Source organism: Microcoleus sp. AT8-B5 (genome assembly GCF_036705565.1).
GTDB lineage: Bacteria > Cyanobacteriota > Cyanobacteriia > Cyanobacteriales > Microcoleaceae > Microcoleus.
The window spans coordinates 26,511-49,803 of record NZ_JAUBUY010000036.1 but is presented as its reverse complement, the minus strand read 5'-3'; the positions used below and the strand labels follow the sequence as shown (position 1 = coordinate 49,803).

Genomic DNA, 23,293 nt, shown 5'->3' with positions numbered 1-23,293 from the left:
AAATCCTCAGCTAAAGTTTATAATTTAGACAGGCAAGTAAGAACAACCATCTACGTGTTGAAACGATTTCATAAGGTGAAACTCCTGGGTTGGATCGCTACTCGGCAATGCCGAGCCTGTCCAAACACGTAATAGTGAGTCGTTGAGCGTACCTAACTGGATTATTGATGGAATCAGAAAGCGATCTAAAAACAAAAGTAAGCGCAACAGCAATACTTCTCGTCCAAGTAGTTGTTTCGAGCGTGTAGATGCGATTTGACAGCGCGTTTAAGACTTAAGTCTTAAGAATCTCCGTGGCTTTAGCCCGGAGAGTGTCAAACGTTAGTAGCTTTGACACAGGATACTGTGATTTTGGAGTTTAAGGAAGGGCCTTACGACGTGGGGGCTGATAAAGACTTTTTGGCAAGTTTTCCTGCTGAGGGAACTGCGGCGGCGCGAGAATTAGTCCTGATTTGGGAAGCGGAATTTAACAGTTGACTGTTGAGAGTTGACAGTTGGCTTTTGACTGTTGACTGTTGACTGTTGACTGTTAAAAATCTAAAATCTAAAATCTAAAATCTAAAATCTAAAATCTAAAATCGATGGGCTGTTGACTGTTAAAAATCTAAAATCTAAAATCTAAAATCTAAAATCTAAAATCGATGGGCTGATTACTAATTACTGATAAATCTAATTGTCGTCATTCGATTGTATAAATCCGGGGCGGTGCGAATGATTTTTCTCAGGATCTCATCCGTCACCCAAAAGACGAGGGGAAAGGAAAATTTTTTGCTGAATTCGCTGCATAATAGGTTGGTAGAAACGAGCAATCGATCGATCGGCTCCACGGATTCCAAACCGAGGAGCATTAAAGCTGGAGGCTTTTCGCCATCTATTTCTGCTGCGATTGTCGTGTAGAGAGTTGTCGCCGATTTGGGCAAAAACAGTTGTCGCGGTTTCACGGGACAATTTGCTTGCAGCCGATCGACTATTTGCTGCCGCAAAGCTAGCGAGTTGCAGTTGACTAAAACGAAAGAAAAGTAACCTTGGGAAAGACGGAGCGCCCGAATTAAAGTTGAGAACGACCGCTCGTTATATTTAGCTGAGTCGTACTTAGCTGCATCGTCTTTAGCTGTATTTTCTGAGCTTTGCTCGACAAACATAAATTGCATATTTTTTATCTAGTTTTAGAGATTTTCTAGATTAAATGATGTTTCTAAAGAAAATGTGAAGATCGGAAATTTATTTTTTCCTTTAAAAACATTTGGGTCACTATACCACGGTTTTAAATTAATATCAATAGTCCGAGCGCAATATTCCGAGCGATAGATTTGGCTTGAAGCACTCAAAAAGAACCTGCGACGGCACAACACAAGTATAGCCACTGCAGAACGAAGAAGCATATTTGGCAATGGTTTCAGCAATTAATAACGTTCTAAATATTTGGCACAATTGCTAGATTAAATGTAATTTAAAATACCAAAAAATTACCTAAAATTCTCAGCCAGGGGCAAAGTAAACCAAAAACTTGCCCCAGCACCGGGAGTGCTAATTACCCCTATTTGGCCGCCGTGAGCACCAATAATTTGCCGACAAAGATATAGACCCAAACCCAAACCAACGGAGTGTCGGGATCGATCGCCCCTAACGTAAAGGTCAAAAAGATGTTCGCACTGTTCCGGCAATATTCCCGCCCCGTCATCTTTCACGGTACAGTAAATCATCCTACTTCCGGGATTGGGGATTGGGGATTGGGAATTGGTAATGGGGGATTGTGGATTAGTAATCGGTAATTTGTCGATGTTTTGTTTTGCTGTGCTTTGATTTATAGTTAATTTTTCCCCATTAATTACTTGAGCAGAAACAGTTAAATTCAGTCCCGGAAAATTGTGTTTCAAAGCATTAGCTATTAAATTAGAGAACACACGCCACAACTGAGTTTTGTCCGCATTCACGGCTGGCAAATCATCCGGCAATAAATTTTTAAAAGTAGCTTTACCCTCATTCATTAAAGGTTCCAAATCTGTCGCAGCAGCTTCAACTATCGCTTTCAAGTCAACCGATTCGCAGTGCAAAACCAAACCGCGCAATTCCCCGGCGTGAACTTCCAACAGCGAATTTATCAAGCGCAATTGCTGCTCGCTACCTTGAATCATCCGCTCCAAAATAGAACGGGGAATTGCGATCGAATCCCCGGTTTTCGTTTGCCAATTTTTCAGTACCATTAACATTCCCGCTACCGGGTTTCGCAAGTCGTGAGAAAGAGCGTGGATAAACAGCCGTAGCGATTCTTGTGCTTGTTTGCGCTGCGTGATATCCTCAATTAAACCCTCATAATAAAGCAGGGCGCCGCTGCTGTCTCGTACCGCCCGCGCCTTCTCGGAAATCCAGACAATACTGCCGTCACAGCGGTAAATTTTAGATTCAAAATCCGATACTGTGCCGCTTTCCTCGATCGATCGCAAAAACTCATTTCTGCGAGCCGGATCGACGTACAACTGCCGCTCAATATCAGTAAACTTTGTCGTCACTTCTTCCGGGGAATCGCAGCCGTAAATCCGCGCCAAAGCTGGATTGGCAGTAATATAACGACCATCGGGAGTGCTTTGAAAAATCCCCTCGCCCGCATTCTCAAAAATGCTGCGGTACTTCGCCTCCGCCGCCTCCAACTGCTGGTAAGCAGATTCCAACTCACGCCTGGTACTAAACTCTTTCCGTTGCAGACATTCGTACCAATAAACCGACAAATCGCAAATCAAACAAAACCAAAACAAATACAAGTACAACCCGGTCAACTTAAAAGCAGTATACTTAGCAAAACTTAGATTTAAAACCAAATTTATCCCGACGTGGCAAAACAAAACGCCGAGTTGAGAAATTAGGTGGAGGCGCCAGCGGACGGGCATCAGCGTAGCTTGGATCAGAAACGCTAAACTCCAGGTAAAAATTGGTAAGTCCCCGACTTGTGCGACAGCTAGCCCAATCTGTACAACCACCGTCAGCGACCACGAAAAACCCAAAAATAGCAAACCGGGATAGCGCTGTCCAAAGGAGGTTTTTTGCAATACAAAACAGGTCAACAAACCCAATTCTACAGCAGCGCTAGTGTACAAATAAACACTTTCAAACTCCTGGCGAGCTAAGAATCTTTCGCCCACAAAATAGACCGTTATTGTGAAGGCAAAAAAGATGGCAATTCCGACAGCAGGGCGCAGCCGATCTCGGAGGAAGCGATCGCGCCACACCTCGTAAACTGTTAATGCCTGAACTGATTTTGCCTTGCCCAAAGACTTCATATCATTTTAGATTTTAGATTTGAGATTTTAGATTGACAAAGATCGATCGTCCGAGTTGACAACAGGTAGCGAAAACCAGAAAGTCGAACCACCGCCGGGAGTGCTTTCGACGCCGATCGAGCCGCCGTGAGCTTTGATAATTTGCTTGGAGAGGTACAATCCCAAACCCAACCCTGTTAATTGTCGGCTATTAGGGTCTTGAACGTAAAGTTCAAACAAAGATTCCCGCTGTTTGGCGCTGATTCCCACTCCATTATCTGTTACAGTACAGCGAACCATTTTTACGGTGACACCCGGCAATTTGCTGCCGATATTGCCAATTTGGCCCTGATAGCGGGGCATTTTGCAACTGCCGTCGAGGTTGAATTTGGCCAGGGTTTCCTGATTTTTCTGGGTGGTTTCGCCCATCCTAGGACGATCGCCCGCAGCAGGTATCCGGTTAGCGATACAGCGGGCAATCTGAGTAGTTGGAGATGTTAAAGCCTGGGAATTTTCTTCATAACTTAGCGCTGTTTCAACTTCAATTACCTCGGCTTTAAAAGTTATATTGACTCCCGGAGGATTGTGTTTAATAGCATTAGTCAACAGATTTTCTAGCACCCGCTGCAAGTGTTGGCGATCGGCATTGACTTGTGGCAAATCCGCCGGAATTTCAAACGTCAAAGTTGCTTGATTTTTGGCCAGCATCGGTTCTAAATCGGCAACAATGGCTGAAGCTAAAGACGGCAAATGCAGCGGTACAGTATGGAGAACAATCCCTTTCACCTCGCTAGCGTGAGCGTCGAGCAGGGTATTAACCATAGTCAACTGGTGTTCGCTGGCCTGAACGATGCGCTGCAAAATCGATCGAGAAACCGGAACATCTTGTAGAGAGTCAGAGGGCGATTTGTTGAGCAAATTTTTCAGCAGTATTAACATTCCCATAACAGGAGTGCGGAGATTGTGAGAAACTGCGTGCAAAAATAGGTCTTTCAGGCGGTTGCTTTCTTGCAACTCGTGCATTTTTTGCTGTAGTTGGCGGGTGCGTTCCTCCACTTGAGATTCCAAGTTGGCATTGAGAGCTTTTACCTGCTGCAAAAGTTGGGCTTGCTGTAGGGCGATCGCCACTTGGGTAGCGAGTTTTTCCAACAAATCAATTTCAAATTCCTGCCACTGGCGGGGCCCGGAACACTGGTTGACGGCCAAGATCCCGAACAATTCATCCCCCAGGAAGATCGGCACATTTAACGTCGCTCTAATTTGATAATCGCTGTACAATTGGGCAATTGGAACGCTCTGTTGAACGCTAGCAGTATCGGAGATAGCTCGGACGCGGTTGTTAGCATAAAAAGTTTTCTGGTTTTCGAGCTGATTCTCGTCAGCGAGTACCCACCCCAAAAGAGAACGGCATTGGCCTCCCACAGACTCAGCCACAACCTTACCGTACACCGGGCTAGGAAGATTTACCCCGTCCGTGTCCACAATACCGATGAAAGCGCGGTCTGCCTTGAAAAATTGCCGGACTTCGGCAACAGTAGTATTGAGAATTTCTTCGAGGTCGAGGGAGTTGCGAATTCGCAGGGCGATTTCTGAGAGCAAGCGATCGCGATCGGAGGACGCCCGCAAAGCGGTTTCCGCGCGGTGGCGTTCGGTAACGTCTTGGACTGTGGCGGCGATCGCCCCTGACTCAATTGCCGACTGTTCGCAGACAGTGCGTTCGGAGCCATCTGGCAGCACAATTCGGTAGTTAATGCAATAGGCTTGGCGTTCCAACATAGCTTGGCGCTGCGATCGCGCCACCAATTCTCTGTCTTCTGGATGTACAGCTTGCAAAAAAACGGATGGTGTCGGTTTGACAGTTCCAGGAGCAAAACCCAAGAGGCGGTAAAGTTCGTTTGACCACCGCAATTCGATATGGGATATATGATGTTCTGCGGATTCTTGGCAGTTGTAAGTTGCTGTGAGGGCGGCGCAATTTAAATCCCAATTTCCCAACTGAGCGATGCGCTGAGCGTTGGCTAAACTAGCTTCGCGATCGCGCAGCCGGGCCGCCGTGCGGCGCACCTCAAAGAGCGCTTGCTGGCGTTCTGCTACGGCGGCGGCCAACATCAGAGCCACAAGGGCGATCGTACCGGTAAAAGCTTGTAAAAATAAAACCGCCTGTTTGAGATTATCGCTTTTGGCCAAAAACGGGCCGCCTCCCTGTACTGCTCCCCAAATCGCGATGTAAGAGACGATCGAATAAGCAAAAATCGCTCCTGCCGGTTGAAACCGCAGAGCGGCCCAAACTATCAGAGGAAAAGGCAGATACTCCAGCGGATACAGAGCGATAGCCGCTTGTGTTTTTGAGCAAAAAAACAGCCAGCTCACGCTCAGCAAGAGAGTCAGCCAGAGCGCGATTTCGGAATAATTAACAATTAAAAATAGAAGATTATAGCGGTTTGACTTTGCCGAAAATCTCCTGGAATAATTTGTAACTTGTGATGGGTAACTGTCCCAGTTAAAAAATGTTTTTAAACTTGAAATAATCCCAGGTTTTATCTCACATTTTACACCATTATCAAGGACAGGCAAGATGCCTGTTCCACAAGAAAATTCATCTCTTGTGGAACAGGCATCTTGCCTGTTCCTAAACAAGTAATTGAGAATAATGAAACATCTCAGTTTGAGTGGAAATTTAAAACTGTTAACCGCGTGGTTCAAAGTCAGGAGCACAGGCGTCACAATCAAAATTCCCATACCGTCTCCCAGCCACGTAGTCCACCAGTTGCGAGAGAAATTGCTCCACTGAGCCCAACCAAAAATGCACGTACCCAAGTTGCCGAGGATAGAGCCTAGTAAAGTAGACCCGATGACAGCCCCCGCTACTAAAGCCAGAACATCTCGCAGTCGATCGAGTTTAGTAGAAAATCCGCTCCAAGTCAGCAAAGCCTCTCCAGCCAGCGCTTGCAGGGTGACGCTAAAGGCCGATGTGGCAATGACAGCCGACGGTACACCGCCGGTAGAGTTTAACAGCACTGAACCGAGGACAATTCCCGGCCACATCCGTCGCCCTTGCAGTAGCAGTGCCGCTAGAGCAATACCGGCGGGCGGCCACACGGGGGAGGCTTCGGCTTTCACCAGTCCCAGCATCGACGCTGCGAGTTTTCCGGTAACAAAGTAGGCCAGCGCCAGGATGCCGGTGTACAGAAGCGTTCGAGTGCGGCGGTTGAGCAGTTTCATGTTTAGGTGCGATCGAATCCTCCATTCCTAGTTTTTAATTTAGGCGGCCGATCGGCGATCGAACTTCCTCCTGACGACTCACCTGACTGGGGGAGTTGACTGTTGACTGTTGACTGTTGACTGTTGACTGTTAACTTATGACAACTGCCTACAGCCTACTGCCTACTGACTACTGACAAATGACTGCTTAAAATCCAAAAGTCCGCTTACCATCCGGCTTAACAGTAAGCCAATTGGTCTTTGCCATTGCCAGTTGTTCGTCAGAAACTGTAGCGTTGGTAAGATTCGCCCCGCACAAATTTGCTCCCCGCAAATTCGCCTTAGTCAAATAAGCCCCCGTCAAGTCAGCACCTCGGAAATCCGCCCCTTCAAAATTGGCAGTGCTGCAATAAGCCTCAGTCAAATTAGCATCTCGCAAATTCGCCTGAATTAACCGGGCGTGACCCAAATTCGCCCCCGACAAATCCGCTGCTTGCAAATTTGCCTTCACCAACCTAGCCTGATAAAAATTACTTCCCGCTAACTGCAATTTTTGCAGTTGCAGGCCAGACAGTTCGCAGTCAGCAAAATCGCGCTTGCCTTTAAAATATGCCGCTCGCAAGCTGTTGGTGTCCCACTTAGGAGCAACTTTCGATACCTTTGACGCTGCTAAATTGTCGCTAGAATGTCCAACCGTTCCGAAAGTTCTGCCGGACTCAGCCAGAGTCCGGGAAACTCTGGGCTGCATCCCCGTGTTCCCAGATTGGCCCAAGGAAGTTCTACCAGCGCGGGTGTGGTTCGATCGTAAATCTTGATTAATTTTACTCCTCGGCGGTGACCACGAAGAACCCTCGTCATTAAATATTGTCGGTTCTTCAACAGTACGAGAAGAGCCGTTGAATTGAGTTGCCAAGCCATCGACAAGACTTGGGTCTTCAAATTCGCCAGAGAGAGCTCTGAGGACATCTGCTGCCGATTGGAAGCGGTGGCCAACCATCGGCTTTAGCATTTTTTCGAGAATCCGCGCAAAATATGCGCTGACCTGAACGTGGGGCTGCCAAACAATTTCGCCGGTTACTCCATCAAAATCTAAATCCTTGGGCGACTTTCCTGTCAACAAGTACAAGCAAGTCATCCCCACCGCGTAGATGTCGCTGGCAAATATCGGCCGCAGCGCCATTTGTTCCGGCGGAGCAAAACTAAATGTGCCGACTGAAAATTTCGTGTTGGCGCTTTGGTCGGCGGGGTCTAATAATATTGTTTGGCTAACTTGGTCTTTTACCGCTCCGAAATCAATCAGAACTAAGTGCCCGTCTTGAACTCGGCGAATAATATTTGCGGGTTTGATGTCTCGGTGAATTACTCCTTGGCTGTGGATATATTGCACTACTGGCAGAATTTCTAATAGAAAATTTTTAACGTCAGATTCGTTGAAACGGCCTGAGTGCTTGACTTCTTGTTTCAAAGTCGAGCCTCTAACATACTCTTGAACTAAGTAAAATTGCTGTTCGGTTTCAAAATAGTCTAGCAGCCTCGGTACTTGCGGGTGGTCGCCCAGTTGGCCGAGGGTTTTTGCCTCTCGCTTGAATAATTCCCGCGCCATTTCTAAAACTCGCGGCGACGAACTACTGGGTCGCAGTTGCTTGACTACACAACTCGGTTGACCGGGCAAAGAGATGTCTTTTGCCAGAAAAGTAGCTCCAAAACCTCCTTGTCCTAACGGTTCAATAACTCGGTAGCGAGCGCGCAGCAATAACCGCGCGCCGCAAGTCTGACACTGAAGAATAGAGTCAGCAGGGTTTTGAGGATGGGGACAGCCCGGATTTACGCAGTAGCTCATATTGATTGAGTTTGCCTATGTTGTTCTGATCTTGTCAGCGCCGCTCGACTGCACAAATAGCCTGTTCCTGCTTCTGGTAGACATACTAATCTATCAGGTTTCGGCAAGCCGTGCCTTCGATTGCGAATTGGAATTGCACCTAAGTCTTTTATGCCGATATCTTTTCCCTATTTTGATTATCTCGCTGCAGTGAGTTTTTTCGGTTGATTATCCTTGAAGATAGTTTAAAGACTTGCTAAAGTTGTGCTTTTTTGTGTAAAGTCTTTCTAAACTTAAGTGCTTTTTGCCTTGTTAGATGTATCTAGCATACCTCATTCTCGGAATGAGAATGCTACTCATCCCCCAGTAGACATCTACCTTTGGGCCGATCGCTCGTTTTTGCTTATGTATACCGCAAAACTATTGACAAATTTAAATTATTATGGTAGCAAAGGCTTTGCCGAATCAATTCTGTGACTGCACAGTCGAAGCCTGCCGGCGCAGACTAATGACTAATAACTACCGATCGCTGACAACTAACTACTGACTAAATTATGCGTATTTCTCTAAACTGGCTGCGGGAATTGGTGGATGTGTCGATATCCCCGGAAGAATTAGCCGAAACCCTGACAATGGCCGGGTTTGAAGTCGAAGATATCGAAGACCGCCGCCCGTGGGCAAGCGGTGTAGTTTTGGGCAAAATCATCGCCTGCGAACAGCATCCGAATGCAGACAAATTGAGAGTTTGTCAAGTGGATGTCGGCTCTGGTGAAGCTTTGAATATTGTTTGCGGCGCACCCAACGCTAGAGCAGACATTTACGTGCCTGTCGCTGTTGTCGGCACTTATTTATCGACTATTGATTTAAAGATTAAACCTGCTAAATTGCGGGGCGTTCCTTCCGAAGGAATGATTTGTTCCCTGGCAGAATTGGGACTATCTAAAGAGTCAGCCGGGATTCACATTTTTGAGTTAGAAAATCCCGAATTGGGCAGCGATATTCGCCCGCTTTTGGGTTTAGATGACGTGATTTTAGACTTGACAGCAACGGCCAACCGGGCTGACGCTTTGAGCATGGTGGGTGTAGCGCGGGAAGTGGCGGCGCTGACTGGGGCGAGTTTGAGAATTCCCGAAGCGAATGGTGTGGCGATTGAGGGCAAAGAAACTCCTGGTTTGGCAGTAGAAATATCCGAACCGCAAGGATGCCCGATTTACATCGGCACGGCAATTGAAGGTGTGAAAATTGCTGCTTCTCCAGCTTGGTTGCAGCAGCGGTTGCAGGCGGCGGGAGTGCGGCCAATTAATAATGTAGTTGACGTAACTAATTACATTTTGCTGGAATGGGGACAACCGCTGCACGCTTTCGATCGCGATCGCCTGCAATCTTTCACTGGTACTCAAGATATCAGCATCGGCGTCCGCTTTGCCAAAACAGGGGAATCCTTCAAAACCTTGGACGGACAAAACCGCAATTTGCAAGCACAAAATCTGTTAATTACGGCTAGCGACAAACCCGTTGCCTTAGCTGGAGTAATGGGTGGCGAAGATACGGAAGTTCACGAAGGAACGCAAAATTTAGTTTTGGAAGCAGCGATTTTTGACCAGGCAACGATTCGCCGTTCGGCGCGCGCTCAAGGCCTGCGGAGCGAGGCTTCGATCCGCTACGAACGGGGGGTGAATCAGGCGGCCTTGACGACGGCCTGCAACCGCGCTGTTGCCCTCATTTTGGAGTTGGCTGGAGGCGCTGCGACGGTGCAGAAAACGGCGAGTTCGGGCGAGGATTTGAGTTTTTCGCGATCGCTCGAATTGCGTTTAGACCGAGTAAATCTGGTTTTGGGGCAGTTGAAAAGAGGACAAACGGGCGGTTCTAAATATCTGGAACCGGAAGAGGTAAAAAATATTCTGACAGCCTTGGGATGCGAAGTTGTTCCAACGGAAAAAGAACGGGTGTTTGGGATAACTGTTCCTCCTTACCGTTACCGCGATTTAGAAAGGGAAATTGACTTAATTGAAGAAGTTGCCAGACTCCACGGTTATGACAATTTCTGCGATACTTTGCCCAGCAAAACGGAACCCGGTTATCTGTCACCGGAATACGCGGCAATTCGGAATGTGCGATCGGCTTTTCGGGCGGCCGGTTTGACGGAGTTGATGCACTATTCTTTAGTGAAAACTGAGGGAGACAATCAGGTGGTGCTGGCGAATCCGCTGTTTGTGGAGTATTCGGCTTTGCGGACTGAAATGCTGTCGGGTTTGATTGATGCTTTTCAGTACAATTTGGAACAGGGAAATGGGGCGCTAAACGGTTTTGAAGTCGGCCGCATTTTCTGGAAGGAAGAGGGCGGGCAGGATGCCCAACCCCTACTCCCCACAAAGAAGGAAGCCGATGCAGTTGCGGGGATTATTGGCGGCGATCCGACTGTGTGGAAATGGCAGCAGGGAGGGCGCGATCGACCTTTGACTTGGTTTGAGGCAAAAGGTATTTTGGAAAGCGCATTTCAAGAGTTGGGTTTGTCGGTGGAATATCAAAGCGATTCCTCTAATACACGCTTGCATCCTGGCCGCACGGCTGCGTTATCGTTAAACGGGAAACATTTAGGGGTTTTTGGACAGTTGCACCCGCAATTGCAGCAGGAAAAGGATTTGCCTGAGCAGGTTTACGTGTTTCAATTAGATTTAGCGGTGCTGTTGGGTGAATTAGGGCGATCGCACAACTTAACTCGCAAATTCGCGAATTATTCGAGTTTCCCCGCTTCTGACAGAGACATTGCGTTTTTCGCACCGATTGAAGTTCCGGTTGTTGAGATGCAGAGTGCGATGAAAAAGGCGGCGGGTAGTTTGCTGGATTCAGTGGAATTGTTCGACGAATATCGGGGCGACAACGTACCGGCGGGACAGCGCAGTTTGGCTTTTCGGTTAATTTACCGCGCGGGCGATCGAACTTTGAGCGAAACCGATGTCGAACCGGCCCAACAAAAAGTGCGCGATGTTTTAGTTGAGAAATTCGGCGTTAGTTTGAGAAGCTAAAATAAGCCGCTACTCACTAATAAACCGCCAGGGAATGAATTCCCTGGCTCAAAGCTAAAGTCCTCTTAAGAGGACTAATAAGATTTACGGATTACCAGGTAAATTTGCCATTTTGAGCAAAGCGAAGAATCTCAAATTATTGCAATAAAACCGTCTAAAGTGCATAATTGCTAACTAATGAACTCTTCAGTCCTCTTGAGAGGACTTCAGCTTTGAGGCGGGGGTTTCAACCCCTGCCGGACTCAGGGAAAAAGCGTTAAATTAACACCACTGGCCGCAACATCTCCTCAGCCATTAAAGTAATAAATTTCTCCTCTTATCTAACAATTCTCTCTCTTTTCCCTCTTCCTCTGCGCCCTCTGCGCCCTCTGCGGTTCATTAATCTTATTCTTAAAATTTTAGTTAAATCCTCTTACTCTTATTGTACAATAACTTTTAAACAAATTCATCTAAGGCTCAAAACCGTGACCAAATATGTAATGTGGGGAAGTTACTGCGAAGACGTTCTCGAAAAACGCGCTCCGTTTCGAGACGCTCATTTAGCCGGATTGGCTAAGCAGAAGGAATCGGGCGTGTTAAGTACGATCGGGCCTACAAAAGATTTAACAAAAGTTTTTGCAATTTACGAAGCAGAAGATGAGGCGGCCGTGCGAGAATTGGTGGAAGCCGATCCTTATTGGGTAAATGGGGTTTGGACTGAGTACGATGTGAAAGAGTGGATTCAAGCTTTTTAAAGGAGTTAACAGGGTGAACATCTTAAGATTGGATGCCAGCGATTTAGTGCCAGTAGACTATGGCGATTTGCTGGACAAGATTTTAGAAACATTGCAGACTAAAAACCCGTTTAGCGTATCAGAAGACAGCCGCCGCTTGCTAATTGATATTGACACCATTGCTGCGGATGTTTCCAACAAGCAAGTGCGGCAACCCTTGGGTTCTTTTGAACCCCAAGCAGATTCTGCCACTGTTAACTTACCGCCGGAAATTGAGGAGCGTTTTGGCAGTCAAGTTAGACAGATTCAACAGTGTTTGCGGCAGCAATTAGAATCTAAACTGCCTCAAAATACCTCGATTGAAAGGTTTGTCGCTAGTTTGATTAGTCCCTTAGACTCACCCTATTTTCGCGGAAACGGCCAAGAGTTAGGCTTTAAATACGATTTTGGCACCCGCCACACTTCTTTACAAAAAGAAAGGCTAACTTTGGAAAGCCGAGGTACTGGAAGCCATGCAGCTTTAAAATTGCATAAATTGACCGTTGCCGTCCGAAATACTGATATTTTTGAACAAGAACTCAAGCAGGGTTTGCAAAACTATATCAATGAAAATGCCGAGACTAGCAGTGAGAAAGAAGACCTTAACCACCGTCTTGATGAGATGGTTAAAAATCCTGACTCGGATTTTCACAAATTAATCCGACTGGTAGATAAAGAAACTTTGGGGAAAATTAACAAAGAAGCTAAGATTATTTATTTGGACTATCTGCTAGAACACATTCGCGATAGCAGTACAGATACTGTAGGAATCATCTACTTACAAGACTTGATTCGTCGCCTCAGATTGATAGAAGATTATATCAACGATCCAAGTAAATCTGATGGCGATCACGAGGTTAATTATGCTGGTATTAGAGTTAATTACAGAGAGATATTTGCGAGAGCGGAAGCCTTAGATTTTCTGCCAATTATTGCCATTGTAGAAGGTTACTTGGGAGAAAGCACGGACAATCATCGGAACGAACGTAAATTTATCTTTGGTCTCAAAATCAAATTTAACAACCCAGTTCAATCGCGCGGCGGAAAAGAAGCATTTGAATATTATCTGAATCTACTAAATCCCGATAGTGAGGAACACAAAGCAGAACTTACCGAAGATGCTAATACCGAAACCTTCGTCCGCAAAGTGTTAAAAATAGCATTGCTGTACTATTTTGTGTTTGCTTCTCGGAGCGACCCACTCGCACAAAATTACAACCCTGAATCTGAGCTGAATCATCACCCGATCGCCATATTTGAGCAAAGAGTATTGCCAGTCCTACAAGGTTCTGATGATGAGGCAAAAAGAGAGCTATTTCGCAACTTTATTAAAGGATTTAATCAGTTTAATATAAAGCACAAAATTACGCATCTGAGAAGAATGCTAAAAGGCTTTCTGGAGCGTCAAACAATTTTACCAACCCGAACAGAAACGCGACACGTAAACCTCAAAATTGGTCTGGTAGAGGATATTGACAATATTTTGACTACTGGTAAATTTTTTAATGAAATTATGGAGCGAAATTACAAGCAAACGCTCCATTATATTACCGTCAAAGATCCTAGTGTCGATGAAAGATCTATTTGTCAGCTACCAGTCAATATCACCATAGAAGATGTCCGCTATTTTCCTACTGATGAACGCCAAAATTTCAGCATGGAATACAATATCCAAGATGTCGATGTTTTGCCTGTAGCTTCAGTTCCCGAAAGTCGGATGAGTGCATATAACAATTTTTTCAAGCAGTATAAGTTGCTGTTATTCCGGTATAACAACAGACGACTAGACAGCGGTGATAAAGGTTTACAACCTGCCGCGATTTTTGTATATAAGTTTACCATGCTGCTGCTGTCCTATATCTGTCTGAGGATATTGCTTGAAAATACTGCGGGCAACTTATTTATTCCGATGGTGAGACTTCACGAAGGCGACGACAAAAACCCTTCGCCGTCAGAAAAATTTATGGCCAATCTTTCCAAAACGTTGTCTCATGTTTTGAGTCAAAAACAACGCTCAACTTCTCAAGGATTTCGGATTAGAAAAACGCCCAATGGTTTCACAATTCGTAACGGCTTGAGTTCCCTGTATTCAATCCTTCCTAAAAAGTTTCGCTTCGACGACAATGTTCAGCTAGCTTCCGAGTTAGACAAGTTAGCAATTATTGTTGTTTCCAGTCGAGATAGTGATGCGAAAAAAGGTAATCAAAACCGCTTCCAAAGACAAGCTAGTTTAATCGGAGAAGTTGTCGGTATCAATCGCCTAGACGATAGCACAATTCAAGTTGAAATGCTGAAAACACTTTCCGAAAATTACAGTGTCAGTCGTCTTTATTCTGAGCCGTTAATCCTTGAAGATGTCATGAGCCAGCTTTATCAGCAAGGATATCGAAATTTCGCATATATTTCCCAAGCACCTTACATGAGTAGGTTGCATATTACCAAGACTGAGGAAGATGAGGAATTGTCTTTCATGTCAAAAAAATTGCTCCGAACTTTGAAAGGAGAGCGCCGAGATATCAAAATTTATCCGATATTCTTTGACAAATACTATGTCCGCAGTTTCCTCGGCGATAAGGGAAAATCCTTTTATATTCAGGATGCAATGGAGCTTGAAAGCTTGTTTGCAGATACCAGTCAGCAAGCTGTGATGTTTTTCAACTTGTTTAACGGAATTAGAGTCAGGGAGGAAAAAAACTTTTATAACGGTGTGATTTCTTACTCGACTCTGTTGAATATCTATCAAGGTATCCTAGACGATCAAGATATTCGTGAAGGTTTGATTTATGATGGTGCAATCAAAAATACTTTGCTACATTATCTAACAATATTCCACTTTTCTCGGTATGAAGCTCGTCACAATATTAGTTTAAAACTTGACCCCTACGAGCGAATTATTGGCGATGAATCGGTTGGTGCTTTGTCTATATTTAGTCATGCTGGCGGTAGCACAGATTTTAATTCCCTGGCATTTTTGAATAAGGTAAGAGAAGTATTGAATGTCGGTGAGGGAGGTATTAATCATGATTGGTGAAGATTTTGGGCGGCTGTTTGAGGTGGGATTTAATATCGGGATTCTGGCATATATTCAGCGGGAAAATATAGCTCATAATTTTGGTGATTCCTATCGTCTAGATTTGCATAAACTCAAATTGCCAAAGATGATGGCGGAAATTACCAGAGAAGCTAATTTGCTCGGTAGTTTGGATGGTAAAATTGTTGAAAAATGGAGCTTATTTTTTGTTCAAAAAGGCTTTTTGGGTGGGTTAAATTTTTTCCGGGAGTACATCAAATCTACTGGCTGGAATTTAAAGTTGGTGAATATTTTGTACTGTCAGTGCAGTTTTAGCGATGCTAACAGTATCAGAACTTATAATAAGGATGCAAAAGCAGGATTTAAAGAGGTATTATCTCAGTTAAAAACTGCGAAACCCAATTTATCAGGCGATGAGATTAACTCCTACATCCGTCGCTACAAGGAAAAAGGCGAGTTTTTGCAAGCTGATACCCTGATTTTGTTACAGAATGGTAAGGATTTTAGAATTCTGTGCGTTGATTTATCTGTGTTTACTCCCCCGTTGACTTCGGAAAAAGTCGAGAATCTGAACGAAATAGAGGTGATGCGGAAGTCTTTGCTCAGAGAAATTAGCTATTTGCGATCGAAAAGTGTTTTTTCTAATCTGCGAATCGATACTAGCACTTTAGGTGTTGATTTCTCCGAGGATTTAAAACGCTATTTTACGGCTTTTAAGTATAAGGATAAGGAAAGCGCTAAGTTGATTCAGGCGGGTAGCTACGCTCACAGCTTCTACGGTTTTCTGCAAACAACTGGTATTATTCCTCATGATGCTGAGGTTTTGTTGAATGTTGTCGGTTATAGCGATCGCAATATTAGCGCTATTTCCCTACGCAAGGACAAAATTAAGTTATTAGCAACTTGTGCCCAAATTTACCAGAATGAAGCGAAAGGTAAAGAGATTAGCGATGCTCGCAGCGAAGTTTTGGATGTTGTTCAACTAAACGCGGCTCGCAGTTTTAAAGAAGGCAAAAATTTTGTTGATGCTCTGTTAGGAATTGGTAAAAATGTCACTGAACCTGTACCTCATACAGAGCGGATTGATAATTTTGCTAATTCCATAGATATTATATCAGATAAACTGGCAAATGATTTGCAAATCGATCGCGGATTACATCTGAGAAATGCTCATGCTCAATTGATTGTGAAAGCGCTTCAATCTGATGAAAGTTATATCTTTTTGACGGGGAATCCGGGAATTGGGAAAACAACTGCGATCGCCAATTTCCTAAGCAGCCATATCGACGACGGTTTCTTATTTCTGTACGTCAGTCCCCGCAAGCAAGTAAACTTGGATATTATCGAAAAATTCAAAGATAAAAATACTGGTTTGCTGTGCGACGATCGATTATTTTGTATCAACACTAACGCCGATATCATCAAAAGTAATTCAGGACACTGTACCGTCAAGTACGCATCGAATAGCTATCGCAAAGATTTCACCAAAAAAACTGTTCGCTACCTCAAGGATAATTCAGAAATTCAGAGGAAGGAATATCATCAATCAGAACTTGAAAAAAAGGGAGAAACAGTAATTAAACCCGTTAACCCCAAAGGAAATGGAGTGCTCAAGAGCATTTGCGAAGGTATATACGCGCTGATCAATGAGCAGGTATCTAGTAATATCGTAGCTACAGTTTCTATTCAATCGGTGAAGATGAAAGAAAACCGACAAAATACCCTAGAGCATTTAGAAAAAATATTTCAAGATACTTACAATCAAATCGCAAAAAAAGTTATTTCTGGAAAAATGCAAGAAATATCCAGTCGCATCAAACATATTTTTATTATGATAGATGAAATTACGGGAGATGATGGTGGCGTTGAGTTTTTAGCCGGAATTGGCAAGATTGTCAAAAAACATGAGTTACACAAGCTGGAACACGGCTTTAATACTAAAATTATTGTCGCAGATGCTTCGATTGTGGACTGCGATGTGATTAAACAACACCTTGATAACACGTCACCGGAACCGGACAAAATCTATTTTAAAAAGTTAGCGAAAGATTCTGAAGAAATTCAACCTTTACAAGTTATTCCTTTTAACTTTAACAATCTAGCTGCCAAGGTTATTAATGCGAATTCCTACCCGGCGCGCAGTTTAGATATCACTTACAAGGTATTTGTAGAAAGTGTGAAATATCAGGAAGATGCACCTTTAAAACAAAATAGTAATTTAGTAAAGCGGGTACAGTCTGAAATAATTGAGGATATCAATCAGCGATTAGCAATCCCTGGTGTCGAACAAATTATAGTATATATTCAAAACAAGCAAAGATTGGCAGAATTAATTGAAAAAATTAAAGCTAGTCGCGAAAAGTTTGAGCAGTTTACCGGTTATCTGGAAATTCACGCGAATATCTCGGAAGACGAGAAAGAAAAAATACAGAAATACAAAAATACAGCTAAAGTAATCTTTATGACTGCATCGGGAAGTCGCGGACTTTCTTTCCCGAAAACTAAGCATATTTTAGTTGATATTCCCCGCTTTCAGATTGAGAAAAATCTCATGGAAATCATACAGGTGATTTATCGGGGACGCGGAGAATATGACAACGGTAAAACCCTTGATGGTGAAGACAAAGAATTAGTTTTTTACCTATCTGATACCGCAGTTTATTACGCTGATGATGCGGAACTTTCCCTGCAAGAAAGCAAATTGAGTTTGTTGAATTTATTGCTAATTCTGAAGACGGCGGTGATGACGCGAATTTCGGGATACGGTTATTTAGGTAGGGAAAAGTTTTTGATGATTCCCATCGGCGGTAAGTCGGTTTCCGCAGTAGGGGATACATTTAGCAGCAAAATGGCGGCTCTAATTAAGACATTAAAGAGCGAGAGCCAGCGAGGAAATATGTTGTTTAAGGAGGTTTATACGAGTCTGGAACAGCTTTTGAGTCGCGGGGATTATGTTTTGAAAAATTCTGATAAGTCTCGTCAAAAGGGCGATTTTTATCTGGAAATGCGGGACGATTTTAATCGTAAGTTTTTGGAAAAGTGCAATCCTCTTGATGGTTTGTTGAGCTATGATAATTTAGAAATCGGTCATGTTTGCGGTAGTTTGTTGCTCGTACCTCTAGCTAAGCAAAATTTGGTAGAAACATACCAGATGCGGCTGCATCGAGAAATTAAGGAATGTCTAGAGAAGAAGTTGCTGCACAAAATGTGTCTAATTAGGGATAGCGATTCGTCCCCGGAGAATGTAATATCGGCTATAAGAGGAGGTGCGATCGAGCTTTTGCAATTTCTCAACAGCGAAGTCGAGAAAACTCAGTATTTTGAAGAGCAGAGTCAGCAGTTCGATCGCTATTATGCCATACCGCTGTTTGCTTTTGTCAGCGGGGAGGAGATGCAGGAGTATTTTGCTGACAGCCAACTGGAAGAACCGGAAGATAGGCGGTTTCGGGATATTTTGTCGGCTTATGTGCGATCGATCTACCCTATAGACAGTGTAATGCCGATCGGACACAAGTATCGAGATTTCCCATTTATCGTGTTTAGAAGCTACAGTTTAGAGCAAAGTCGAGAAAAGATTTTTACAGATAAATATCTTTTAAGTTCCAACGAATTGAACGTGCTCAATTTAATTTTGTCGAAGCAGGTAAACTGAAAATTGTAGGTGCGTCAGACTATTTTAGATTTTAGATTTTAGATTTTAGATTGGGAATCAAGGATGACCGAAAGCATCAGGATACAAGCCCCCGGATTCATCCGTCCAGAAATAGAAAACCTGTATCCGATAAACACGCCCCCCAATTTATCCGTGGGGTCAAGGCTTCAATCTAAAATCTAAAATCTAAAATCTAAAATCGATTGACGCACCCTACTTGCTACTTGCTAACTTCAAACGGCGTGTATTTCCCCCCCAAAGCTTCGACGATGGCGCGAGTATTAGCCGACATCATTTTCACATAAGAATCACCCTCGCTTCCGGGGGTTCCAATCGAATCGGAATAAAGTTGCTGCGCCGCCAATTTCACCCCCGCTTCCTCCGCCACTGTTCTAATCAGTTGCGGGTTAATTGTAGTTTCGGCAAAAATAGCAGGAACTCCCGCAGCTTTCACCGATTCTACTAACTTTTGCACCGTTTGAGCGCTCGGCTGTTCCTCGGTACTAATCCCGATCAAACTGTTAGCCTCTCCCAATCCGTAGGCGCGGCTGTAATATTGAAAAGCATCGTGACTTGTGACTAATTTGCGCTGATTTTCGGGAATAGTTTTAATCTGTTGTTCTATCCAACTATCCAAGCGTTTTAACTCTTCAGTAAGTTTCACAGCATTCTGCGTAAACTTCTCCCGATCTTCCGGCGACAGTTCGATTAGCGCATCCCGAATCGCTTCCACCATTTGAACGGCATTTTCCACATTTCCCCAAACGTGCGGATCGGGTACAGTATTGCCTTCTTTATTCAGTAGCAAAGGCTTGACAACTTCCCCCACTGCTAATTTCCTCGCCTTAATTCCGGCGGCATTCATCATCCTAATTAATCCCGGTTCCAAATTGTAACCGTTATACAAAATTAAGTTAGCTTGTTCTAAAGCTTGAGAATCTTTTGGCACCGGTTCGTAAACGTGAGGATCGGTTCCCGGCTGCAAAATTCCTGTTAACTGAATTTCGTCGCCCGCTACTCGATCGGTCAAATCCTCAATAATTGTGCTGGTAGCAACTACCTTGGGTTTAGCATCTGCCTGTGGAGAGAGGCGATCGCCCTGGGTTTGAGCGCAACTAAATAAACCCACAGTCAAAATGCCGCAAGCAATAGTTCTAATCCAAAATGCCTTGGACTTGTCCCATCCAGGGGCGGCGGTTTCAATCCCCGACTCACGGCTAAACTCCCCTTTATCGGATTGCTTCACAATCGCCGTCGGTTTTAACTCACATCTTGCACCATTCTCAATAACTTGTTTAGGAACAGGCAAGATGCCTGTTCCACAGGAAAACTCACTCTTTGTGGAACGGGCATCTTGCCCGTTCTGGGCGGGCAGGATGCCCACCCCACAAGAAAACTCACTCTTTGTGGAACGGGCATCTTGCCCGTTCTTGACGGGCAGGATGCCCACCCCACCAGAAAACTCACTCTTTGTGGAACGGGCATCTTGCCCGTTCTTGAGAAGGGTGGAAGATATCAGTTTTAACCGACTTGAGATTTTCGCCGCCAAACCTATGGTTTGAGGGGTTTCGAGCTTGCACTGTCCCATTATCTACCTCTCGTGCGTTCCAGATTATTCCTATTTACCGATGATTTCATATTCTTTTCATTTTTACAGTAAACTTAATAAAAAGGAGATAGACTCACCGCCATGAATACCGCCGCCTTGCCCAACGAGAATCCTTGGTCTAAAATGGTTTGCCACCTCAAAGACAGCGCTACGGACACTGAAATTATCGCTGTTAAGCACTTAGCAGTAAACTACCGCACGGTAGAGGCACTCAGAGATATCAATCTTTCCGTCAAACCGGGAAGGCTGACGGGTATTATTGGCCCCAACGGTGCCGGCAAAAGCACCCTAATCAAAGCAATGTTGGGCTTAATTCCCGCCGATCGCGGCACTGTTACCTGGGGCGAAGAAGCGATCGCCGATCGACTCGAAACAGTAGCCTACGTGCCCCAGCGATCGCAAATTGACTGGAACTATCCCGCCACCGTTTGGGATGTCGTGATGATGGGAAGAGTCAGAAAAGCCGGATGGTTTCGCCGCTTCTCGGCAGCTAGCCGCCGCACCGCTGCCGATGCCTTAGAAAGAGTAGGCATGAGTGCTTACAAAGACAGACCGATCGGACAACTTTCTGGCGGACAGCAACAGCGAGTATTTCTAGCGAGAGCATTAGCCCAAGAAGCCGCTATTTTCTGCTTTGATGAGCCGTTTGTCGGCGTTGACCAAAAAACTCAAAATATTATTTTTGACATCTTCCACGAGCTAGCAAATGCCGGAAAAATAGTCTTAGTAGTCAACCACGACTTAGGCGAATCAATCACCAATTTTGACGATTTAATTTTGCTCAATACAGAATTGATTGCCGCTGGTTCCCGCCAAGAAGTCCTAACAAAAGAAAACCTTTACCGCGCCTACGGCGGACAAGTAATGTTCTTTGCCGGACAAGCAGCTTAATTAGCCAGCCCTCAATCGATTTTAGATTTTAGATTTTAGATTTTAGATTGACCCCGCGGATAAATGCGGGGGCTTGAGGATTTTCGATTTTCGATTTGGGATTCCACGGATAAATCACGTGGCGGGTACCACCTTTGAAATTATTGGTCATTAATCTAGGATTTACACTCTTGAACCAGGTTTTTTTGATAATCTTGAATTGGGCAACGATAAATCTCGGATCAAACTCACATCTTGCATCATTCTCAAGAACAGGCTTTTCGGCCTGTTCCACAAGAAAATTCACTCTTTGTGGAACAGGCCGAAAAGCCTGTTCCTAAAAAGCTTATTGAGAATGGTGCAACATCTCAGATCAAACCGGGTTAGTTTGGTTTTTAGTCATTAATTAACTGTGATTTTATAATTTTATGATACAAACCTTAATTGAGCCGTTACAGTACGGATTCATGCAGCGATCGCTCCTAATTGCCATTCTCGTCGGCATCGTCTGCGCGATCGTCGGCAGCTACCTAATGGTACAGCGGCTGGCCTTGCTCGGAGACGCCATCAGCCACTCGGTTTTGCCCGGATTGGCGATCGCATTTATCCTCGGAGCAAATATTTTTATCGGCGCATTCATTGCCGGAGTTTTGAGTACAGTAATCATAGCTTGGATCAAAGCTCGATCGACAATCAAAGAAGACGCCGCGATGGGCATCGTATTTTCGGCATTCTTCGCCCTCGGCATCACCCTAATTACGATCGTCCAAAAAGACAACAAAATCGACCTCAACCACTTTCTTTTCGGCAACATCCTCGGCGTTACCGCCCAAGATGCGATCGACACAGCCGTCATAGTCGCCGTAGTCTTATTAGTTGTAGTATTCTTTTACAAAGAACTGCTATTTTACACATTCGATCCATTAGGAGCGCAAGCAACAGGTTTACCAGTAAACCTGCTCAACTTCGGACTGATGGTACTCATCGCCCTCACAATAGTTGCCAGCCTCAAAGCCGTTGGCGTCGTGCTAGTCTTGTCCCTATTAATTACACCTGCAAGTACCGCCTATCTCCTAGTCACTCGTCTGCACCAAGTAATGATTTTAGGCGCAATAATCGGAGTTATTTCCAGCATTAGCGGAATGTATCTCAGCTACTTTTATAACTTACCATCCGGGCCCGCAATAGTTTTAGTTGCATCGGGGTTATTTGTGCTATCATTGCTGTTCAGTCCTACTCAAGGAATCCTCACCCAGCCCCGCACACACTCCGGTCAAATTCCTCCAATCTGGCGGGAATTGAAAAATTTAACCAAAGGCAGATAACAAATAACTTTGTAGTAACTCACATCTTGCACCATTCTCAAGAACAGGCTTTTCGGCCTGTTCCACAAGAAAATTCACTCTTTGTGGAACAGGCCGAAAAGCCTGTTCCTAAAAAGCTTATTGAGAATGGTGCAACATCTCAGATACTCCCGAATCGGGCGATCGCAACTGCGAACTATTGCTCAAAAAAACAGTACAATAACAAAAGTTAAAATTTCACGCCAACAAATCTACTAAGTTAAAAAAACATGAGCGTCAAAGTAGGAGACACCGCACCCGATTTTACCTTACCATCTCAAACTGGCACATCAGTCAGCCTCAAAGATTTTAAAGGTAAAAAAAACGTCATAGTCTACTTTTACCCCAAAGACGACACACCCGGATGCACGACTCAAGCTTGCGCTTTTCGAGATAGCTACGAAGTCTTCAAAGACGCAGGCGCAGAAGTCATAGGAATTAGCGAAGATTCGCAACAATCGCACCAGCAATTTTCTGCCAAATATCAGCTACCCTTTACACTGCTGAGCGATACTGGCAACAAAGTTCGGCAATTATACGGAGTTCCAGCTACCCTGTGGATTATGCCCGGTAGAGTAACTTATGTCATTGACAAAGAAGGCATTGTCAAGCATATTTTTGACTCGATGTTAGACTTCAAAGCACACGTTGCAGAAGCACTCAAAACTTTGGAAGCTATTAAAAGTTAGGTGGCGCGCGGGTGGCCAGAAACCGGGTTTTTTTACGAAAATGATTT

Annotated in this window: 14 protein-coding genes; 8 read left to right on the top strand and 6 right to left on the bottom strand. The window is 44.5% G+C overall.

Annotation, left to right across the window (positions count from 1 at the left end; genetic code table 11):
• Positions 1-330 precede the first annotated feature (330 nt).
• On the top strand, positions 331-477 hold the full coding sequence (locus QUB39_RS21720) for a hypothetical protein (RefSeq protein WP_333053892.1): 147 nt from the start codon (positions 331-333) through the stop codon (positions 475-477).
• A gap of 176 nt (positions 478-653) precedes the next feature.
• Here the strand turns inward: QUB39_RS21720 and QUB39_RS21715 are convergent, their stop codons facing one another.
• From QUB39_RS21715 to QUB39_RS21700, 4 genes are all read right to left on the bottom strand, one after another.
• Positions 654-1,151, bottom strand: a complete 498-nt coding sequence (locus QUB39_RS21715; protein WP_333210879.1) for a hypothetical protein — start codon at positions 1,149-1,151, stop codon at positions 654-656.
• 315 nt (positions 1,152-1,466) lie between these two features.
• On the bottom strand, positions 1,467-3,275 hold the full coding sequence (locus QUB39_RS21710; RefSeq protein WP_333053894.1) for a PAS domain-containing sensor histidine kinase: 1,809 nt from the start codon (positions 3,273-3,275) through the stop codon (positions 1,467-1,469).
• A gap of 27 nt (positions 3,276-3,302) precedes the next feature.
• Positions 3,303-6,476: an MASE1 domain-containing protein gene (locus QUB39_RS21705; RefSeq protein ID WP_333053895.1), complete on the bottom strand. Its 3,174-nt coding sequence runs from the start codon at positions 6,474-6,476 to the stop codon at positions 3,303-3,305.
• A gap of 187 nt (positions 6,477-6,663) precedes the next feature.
• On the bottom strand, positions 6,664-8,295 hold the full coding sequence (locus tag QUB39_RS21700; RefSeq protein WP_333053896.1) for a serine/threonine-protein kinase: 1,632 nt from the start codon (positions 8,293-8,295) through the stop codon (positions 6,664-6,666).
• A gap of 533 nt (positions 8,296-8,828) precedes the next feature.
• On the opposite strand from QUB39_RS21700, the gene pheT reads away from it, so the two are divergent.
• The 4 genes from pheT (at position 8,829) to QUB39_RS21680 (ending at position 18,735) form a co-directional block, all read left to right on the top strand.
• Positions 8,829-11,300, top strand: coding sequence for a phenylalanine--tRNA ligase subunit beta (pheT, locus tag QUB39_RS21695; protein ID WP_333210881.1), 2,472 nt, complete (start codon positions 8,829-8,831; stop codon positions 11,298-11,300).
• Between the two features lie 464 nt (positions 11,301-11,764).
• Positions 11,765-12,034 carry a YciI family protein gene (locus QUB39_RS21690; protein WP_333210883.1) on the top strand — a complete coding sequence of 90 codons (270 nt, stop codon included), beginning with the start codon at positions 11,765-11,767 and terminating at the stop codon, positions 12,032-12,034.
• Between the two features lie 13 nt (positions 12,035-12,047).
• A complete protein-coding gene (locus tag QUB39_RS21685) occupies positions 12,048-15,083 on the top strand; it encodes a hypothetical protein (RefSeq protein WP_333210885.1) in 3,036 nt (1,011 codons plus the stop codon).
• Positions 15,073-18,735, top strand: coding sequence for a helicase-related protein (locus QUB39_RS21680; protein WP_333210887.1), 3,663 nt, complete (start codon positions 15,073-15,075; stop codon positions 18,733-18,735). The genes QUB39_RS21685 and QUB39_RS21680 overlap by 11 nt, the downstream gene beginning before the upstream one ends.
• 220 nt (positions 18,736-18,955) lie before the next feature.
• Here QUB39_RS21680 and QUB39_RS21675 read toward each other — a convergent pair whose 3' ends face one another.
• Positions 18,956-20,323, bottom strand: coding sequence for a metal ABC transporter substrate-binding protein (locus QUB39_RS21675; protein WP_445243064.1), 1,368 nt, complete (start codon positions 20,321-20,323; stop codon positions 18,956-18,958).
• A gap of 102 nt (positions 20,324-20,425) precedes the next feature.
• Between QUB39_RS21675 and QUB39_RS21670 the strand changes: the two genes are divergently transcribed.
• Positions 20,426-21,235, top strand: a complete 810-nt coding sequence (locus tag QUB39_RS21670) for a metal ABC transporter ATP-binding protein (protein WP_333210889.1) — start codon at positions 20,426-20,428, stop codon at positions 21,233-21,235.
• Positions 21,236-21,263: 28 nt separating this feature from the next.
• Here the strand turns inward: QUB39_RS21670 and QUB39_RS21665 are convergent, their stop codons facing one another.
• Positions 21,264-21,509 carry a hypothetical protein gene (locus tag QUB39_RS21665; RefSeq protein WP_333210891.1) on the bottom strand — a complete coding sequence of 82 codons (246 nt, stop codon included), beginning with the start codon at positions 21,507-21,509 and terminating at the stop codon, positions 21,264-21,266.
• Positions 21,510-21,642: 133 nt separating this feature from the next.
• Between QUB39_RS21665 and QUB39_RS21660 the strand changes: the two genes are divergently transcribed.
• Both QUB39_RS21660 and QUB39_RS21655 read left to right on the top strand, forming a co-directional pair.
• On the top strand, positions 21,643-22,539 hold the full coding sequence (locus QUB39_RS21660) for a metal ABC transporter permease (RefSeq protein WP_333210893.1): 897 nt from the start codon (positions 21,643-21,645) through the stop codon (positions 22,537-22,539).
• A gap of 248 nt (positions 22,540-22,787) precedes the next feature.
• The gene (locus tag QUB39_RS21655) at positions 22,788-23,246 is read left to right on the top strand and encodes a peroxiredoxin (RefSeq protein ID WP_333210896.1); all 459 of its coding nucleotides are present in this window, start codon (positions 22,788-22,790) and stop codon (positions 23,244-23,246) included.
• Positions 23,247-23,293: the final 47 nt, after the last annotated feature.